The following is a 5,565-nucleotide window of genomic DNA, read 5'->3' as shown; positions in this document are numbered from 1 at the left end:
TGCGGTGCGGCCCTGCGCAACTGGTGCAGCATGCCGACCTCGGTGGCGACCAGCACCTTGCGGGCGCGGGTCTGGTGGGCGGCGTCGAGCATGCCACCGGTGGACAAGATCTTCACCCGGTCCGCGGGGAAGGCGCCCTCGCCGGCGAGGTACAACGCCGAAGTGGCGCAACCACATTCGGGATGGACGTACAGTTCGGCATCGGGATTGGCCCGCGCCTGGCCGGAAAGCTCGTCGCCGTTGATGCCGGCGTGCACGTGGCATTCGCCGGCCCATACGTGCAGGTTCGCCCGGCCCGTCACCCGGCGCACGTGGGCGCCGAGGAATTGATCCGGGCAGAACAGCACCTCGCGCTCGGGGTCGATGGACTCGACCACGTCGACCGCGTTGGACGAGGTGCAGCAGATGTCGGTAAGCGCCTTCACGGCGGCCGTGGTGTTGACGTAGGAGACGACGACGGCGCCGGGGTGCTCGTCCTTCCAGGCGCGCAGTTCATCAGCGGTGATGGAATCGGCCAGCGAGCAGCCGGCCCGTTGATCGGGAATGAGCACGGTCTTGCCGGGGCTGAGGATCTTGGCGGTCTCGGCCATGAAGTGCACACCGCAGAACACGATGGTGTCCTCGGGCGCGTCGGCGGCGATCCGCGACAGCGCCAGCGAGTCGCCCACGTGGTCGGCGACATCCTGGATGGCGGGCAGCTGGTAGTTGTGCGCGAGCAAGGTGGCGCCGCGCAGCTTCGCCAGCCGCCGAACCTTTGCCGCCCACTGCCCGTCGCCCTCGAGGCCGGCGTATCCGGTGGGCGTGTCGGTGATGCGGTCAGCCAGGTCGGCCCCGTTTTCATCGAGCGTGTCCATGCGAGTCAAGACCGTCATTGGCGGCTCCTTTCGCGCCGGGAGGTTTTCGACTTACAATCGAAAACATGGGCCATACTAGCACTGAACACGAGGTGCTGGCGGTAGTGTTCCAGGTTCGCCAGGTAACGGCCGCCCCGCGCAGAGAGAAACCGCAGCTGAACGTGCTGTTATGGCAACGCGCCAAGGATCCGCAGGAGGGCGCCTGGTCGCTGCCGGGCGGCCGGCTGCGCAGCGACGAGGACATGACCACTTCCGTTCGCCGCCAACTGGCCGAGAAGGTCGACCTACGTGAGCTGGCTCACCTCGAGCAGCTCGCTGTGTTTTCCGACCCACACCGGGTGCCCGGCGCCCGGGTGATCGCATCGACCTTCCTGGGCCTGGTGCCCTCCCCCGCCATCCCCGAGTTGCCGCCGGACACCCGCTGGCACCCGGTGAACGCCCTGCCGCCGATGGCGTTCGACCACGGCCCGATGGTGGAGCACGCCCGGGCCAGGCTGGTCGCCAAGATGTCGTATACCAACATCGGGTTCGCCTTGGCGCCAAGGGAATTCGCGCTTTCCACGCTGCGCGACATCTACGGCGCCGCGCTGGGCTACCAGGTAGACGCGACCAACCTGCAACGGGTGCTGGACCGCCGCGGCGTCATCGGCCAGACCGGCACCATCGCGCAGTCCGGCCGCAGCGGCGGGCGGCCGGCCGCGCTCTACCACTTCACCGACTCGCGGCTGCGGGTCACCGACGAATTCGCCGCGTTCCGGCCGCCGGGCCCGCTTTGAGCGGCTTTGCCCTCGACACGCCGGTAGAGTGAGCGGGAATGCCTTCGCCCGTGAGCTGCAGAGACCGACGAGAACTGGCTCACAATGCGGCGATTACATGTGGCCATCCCCCGTTCATGCGCGACAATGCCGGGTGGCCAAGAAGGGATCAGCGAATGGTTGAGCTCGGCAATCTGGCAGGAACGCAGGGCGCGCAGTGGCTCGCCCGGCCGCGGCACGAGGAACTTCAGCGCAAGGTGCGCCCGCTGCTGCCCTCGGACGACCCGTTCTACCAGCCGCCGCCCGGCTACCAGCACGCCGCGCCCGGGACGGTGCTGCGCTCGCGCGACGTCGAGCTGGCGTTTCTGGGCCTGATTCCGCAGCCCGTCAAAGCGGTCCAGCTGCTCTACCGCACGATGGACATGAACGGCGAACCCGAGGCGGCGGCGACCACGATGATCGTCCCGGCCGAGCTTTCCCCGGAGCGTCCGTGCCCCCTGCTGTCGTACCAGTGCGCGATCGACGCCCTGTCATCCCGCTGTTTTCCGTCCTATGCGCTGCGGCGCAGGGCGAAGGCCATCGGGTCGGTAGGCCAGCTCGAGTTCTTGCTGATCTCCGCCGCCGTCGCCGAGGGTTGGGCGGTCTCGGTGCCCGACCACGAAGGCCTGAAGGGGCTGTGGGGCGCGCCGTACGAGCCCGGCTACCGCGTCCTGGACGGCATCCGGGCCGCTTTGAGCTCAGAACGACTCGGTTTGTCTCCGGCGGCGCCGATCGGGCTCTGGGGCTACTCCGGCGGCGGGCTGGCCAGCGCGTGGGCCGCCGAAATGTGCGGTGAGTACGCGCCCGAACTCGACATCGTCGGGGCGGTACTGGGCTCGCCCGTCAGCGATCTCGCCCACACCTTCCGCAGGCTCAACGGCGGCTTCCTCGCCGGTCTGCCGGCATTGGTGGTGGCCGCCCTGGTGCACGTCTACCCCGACCTCGACCGGGTGATCAAGGAACACGCCAACGAAGAGGGACGCGCCCTGCTCGACTCGCTGGAGAAGATGACGACCCTGGAAGCGGTCCTGAAGATGGCCGGCAAGGACATGGGCGACTACCTCGACGAACCCCTCGAGGACATCCTGTCGACGCCCGAGGTCACGTACGTCTTCGACAACATCAAGCTGGGCGCCGCCGTGCCGACCCCGCCGGTGTTGATCGTGCAGGCCGTCCACGACTACCTGATCGACGTCAACGACATCGACGCGCTCGCCGACGCCTATTCGGCCGGCGGCGCCCGGGTCACCTACCACCGGGACGCGTTCAACGAGCACATGCTGCTGCACCCGCTGTCGGCGCCGATGACGCTGCGCTGGCTCACCGACAGGTTCGCCGGCCGACCGCTGACGGAGCACCTCATCAGGACCACCTGGCCGACGATGTTCCATCCGATGACCTACGTCGGGATGGCGCGGCTGGCCAGGATCGTGGCCAAGGTCATCTTCGGCAGGAAGGTTCACCGCCGACCGCTATGACATGGATGCTTCCGGCTCCATGGGCAGCGCATCCGAGGGCCGATCGGCCACCGGCAGTCCCCCCAGGTCGTCGCGGGCGTCGGCGGCGGCGAGCAGGGCGTACACCAGGGCGGCGACGCCGGCGGCCCACACCAGGGTCACCGCGACCTGCAGCGGCGTTTGTGCGAAGAACACCGGCGGCGCCTGGGTGACGTAGGCCACCGACGGGCTGCCGGACAGCGGGACCGCGTCGAAGTTCAGCGCGCCGTAGCCCAGCCGAACCAGCAACACGCCCGTCGCGGCGGCGACGGCGGCAGCGGCCACCATGCCCAGCGACAGCCCGAGGACCATCGCCGGGCCACGATGCCGGCGCCACTGCCACACCAGCACCGTTCCCACCACCGCCAGCACCGTCAGCAGGCCCAGCATCAGGCACGGCGCGTCGAAGAAGTGCTGGGATTCGGTGCCCAGGTAGTCGTGCACCCGCTCGCCCGCGCGGGTGATCGCCACCACCGCGTGGATCGGCGGGGCGACCCACGCCCACAGCCCACCGATCACCGCGCCGGTCGCGGTCAGTCCCAGCGCCGTGGCGACGATCGCGCGCGTCCGCGCCGCCCGGGTAACGCCCGTGAGTGCGAACGTCTCGGGCCCGGCCTGTCCGGTCACCGCCGCGCCTCCAAGTCCGCCGAGTCGACCCGGCCGTGCCGCGAGCACTCCGCCCGCCAGCCGTCGGGACGAACCTGGACCACCATCCGGCGCCCGCACTCCGCGCAGAACCGGGGCGGCTCGAGGCCCAACTGGGCGGCCGTCGGCATGGCGGTGCCCCCCAGTTCCCCGGTGTAGACGTTGTAGACCGGATCGGCCATCAGCTAACCCCCTGACCTGCTGTTACCGAGACCTCGGACCGGATCGTCCGTAGCGCGTCCGCAGGACTTTCTCGCCGCGTCGCGATTGCCGCACCGAGGGCCGCCCTGGTGGACTCGTCAGCGTCCGGCCACAAGTGACCATAGACGTCCAGTGTCGTCGGCGCGGCGGCATGGCGCATCCGCACCTGCACCGTCGTGATATCTGCGCCCGTAGCGATCAGCAAGGAGGCCAGGTAATGCCTCAAGTCGTGGAAGCAGAACCGGTCCGGCAGTCCCCACCGCAGCGGCAGGGCGACATTTAATTGCGATTAAAAGCCAGGGAAGATCACCACGCCAAACACTTCGAGCGGAACCCCCGAGTTTATTAAAAAGACGAAAAAATTCCATGCTGCAAGTAGTAATTCCAGTGACAAAAAAGCTGACAAATAGGCTACACCGAATGCGAAAGCCAGGTACGGGTTATTTAACGCTGTTTGAGCGACGAGCCCGGTGAGGGAAGAGATAGCGCTGGCGGACGCGCCCGAACTCGCATTCAAAGGCTGCAACGACGCGACGTTGGCGCCCTCAGCGGTCGCATACGAGCGCGCGCTCGCATTCAAGTGCTGCACATAGTGCTCATGAAACGCCGCCGCCTGCCCGGCCAGCCCCTGAAAATCCTGGGCGTGTCGAGAGAACAGGTGCGCAATGCTCGCCGACACCTCATCGGCAGCCGCGGGTATCACCGCTACGGTCGGGATCACCGCCGCGAGGTGGGCCGCGCTGAGCGTCGAACCAACAGCCGCCACATCTGTTGCCGCCGCCGCCATCATGTCCGGCGCCGCCATCACGCATGACATATTCCGGTCCTCCCACCTGGTCGTCATCGACCTCGTGGCAAAGCCCCCACCGACTAGCGACGTTGATTTTACCTTCCGGGCAATCGGCGCGGTATCAATTTTTCCTCTTTCGGTGGTCGGTCGGTCCGTAGAGTTGCGGGGCCGGTTGCCCCAACCACCCAGCCGCCCGATACCTCACTCATCGGTTGGTCTATTGACCTCGTGTAGGTAGGGCCTCGGCGTAGGCCTTGCGGTCGGCCTCGTCGTGGGTTTCGCGGTATGCCTCGTCGGCGGGGCCTCCTTGGCGATCTCGTCGGACCGCTCTTGGGCGGCCTCATGGGCGGCATCGGAATCGAACGTGGGCACGCCAGTTTCCCCTGTAGGTGGGTAGAGGGCCGGACCTCTGCGCCCCATGTGCCATGCCATGCCCCATGGTGGGCCGAAGGCCGCTTGAACCGGACGTCCGCAATGACGGGCGTACGCGGTTCCGCCCAGTCCGCAGTCCGTCCGCAGCAGTTCCACCAGAGGTTTCGACAGCCGTCAGAGCCAACAGTCCTGACCTACGGGTTTCTGCCGCAACCAACAACAGCTAACACGAACAAACGCCCAGGAGGGTGTAGACGTTGTAGACGCCGGCGGCTCACCGGAGCGCCCACCTTCTCGGCCACGGTTCCCAGTGTCTTACAGGCTGGCGTTCAACGCCTTGATCGGCATCTGCAGGTCGTCGAGGAGTTCCAGGTCCGCCTCGGCGGGGCGGCCGAGCGTGGTCAGGTAGTTGC

The 5,565-nt window shown here is 67.6% G+C and carries 8 protein-coding genes; 2 read left to right on the top strand and 6 right to left on the bottom strand.

The genetic code is table 11. From position 1 onward, the window contains the following. On the bottom strand, positions 1 to 872 hold an 872-nt coding region (nadA, locus tag VMD50_RS14295; protein ID WP_325428395.1), incomplete at its 3' end, for a quinolinate synthase NadA. 47 nt (positions 873 to 919) lie between these two features. Between nadA and VMD50_RS14290 the strand changes: the two genes are divergently transcribed. Together VMD50_RS14290 and VMD50_RS14285 are read left to right on the top strand one after the other, a co-directional pair. After that, positions 920 to 1,630 carry an NUDIX hydrolase gene (locus VMD50_RS14290; protein WP_325428394.1) on the top strand — a complete coding sequence of 237 codons (711 nt, stop codon included), beginning with the start codon at positions 920 to 922 and terminating at the stop codon, positions 1,628 to 1,630. Between the two features lie 155 nt (positions 1,631 to 1,785). After that, complete coding sequence (locus tag VMD50_RS14285) at positions 1,786 to 3,126, top strand: lipase family protein (protein WP_325428393.1); 1,341 nt, start codon at positions 1,786 to 1,788, stop codon at positions 3,124 to 3,126. On the opposite strand, the gene VMD50_RS14280 is transcribed toward VMD50_RS14285, so the two are convergent. The 5 genes from VMD50_RS14280 to VMD50_RS14260 form a co-directional block, all read right to left on the bottom strand. Then, complete coding sequence (locus VMD50_RS14280) at positions 3,121 to 3,771, bottom strand: DUF2567 domain-containing protein (RefSeq protein WP_414686069.1); 651 nt, start codon at positions 3,769 to 3,771, stop codon at positions 3,121 to 3,123. The genes VMD50_RS14285 and VMD50_RS14280 overlap by 6 nt on opposite strands. Further along, positions 3,768 to 3,971 (bottom strand): biotin synthase auxiliary protein BsaP, encoded by a 204-nt coding sequence (gene bsaP, locus VMD50_RS14275; protein WP_325428392.1) that lies wholly within the window; start codon positions 3,969 to 3,971, stop codon positions 3,768 to 3,770. The genes VMD50_RS14280 and bsaP overlap by 4 nt, the downstream gene beginning before the upstream one ends. Beyond that, positions 3,971 to 4,243, bottom strand: coding sequence for a tyrosine-type recombinase/integrase (locus VMD50_RS14270; RefSeq protein WP_325428398.1), 273 nt, complete (start codon positions 4,241 to 4,243; stop codon positions 3,971 to 3,973). Before VMD50_RS14270 ends, bsaP begins: the two co-directional genes overlap by 1 nt. A 36-nt stretch (positions 4,244 to 4,279) precedes the next feature. Further along, positions 4,280 to 4,795 carry a PE family protein gene (locus tag VMD50_RS14265; RefSeq protein ID WP_325428397.1) on the bottom strand — a complete coding sequence of 172 codons (516 nt, stop codon included), beginning with the start codon at positions 4,793 to 4,795 and terminating at the stop codon, positions 4,280 to 4,282. Positions 4,796 to 5,467: 672 nt separating this feature from the next. Continuing rightward, positions 5,468 to 5,565: hypothetical protein (locus VMD50_RS14260; protein WP_325428396.1), on the bottom strand; the 98-nt coding region annotated here is incomplete at its 5' end.

This window comes from Mycobacterium sp. (genome assembly GCF_035506235.1).
Taxonomy (GTDB): Bacteria; Actinomycetota; Actinomycetes; order Mycobacteriales; family Mycobacteriaceae; genus Mycobacterium.
The sequence above is the reverse complement of the archived record's forward strand: the minus strand, read 5'-3'. Positions and strand labels throughout refer to the sequence as shown.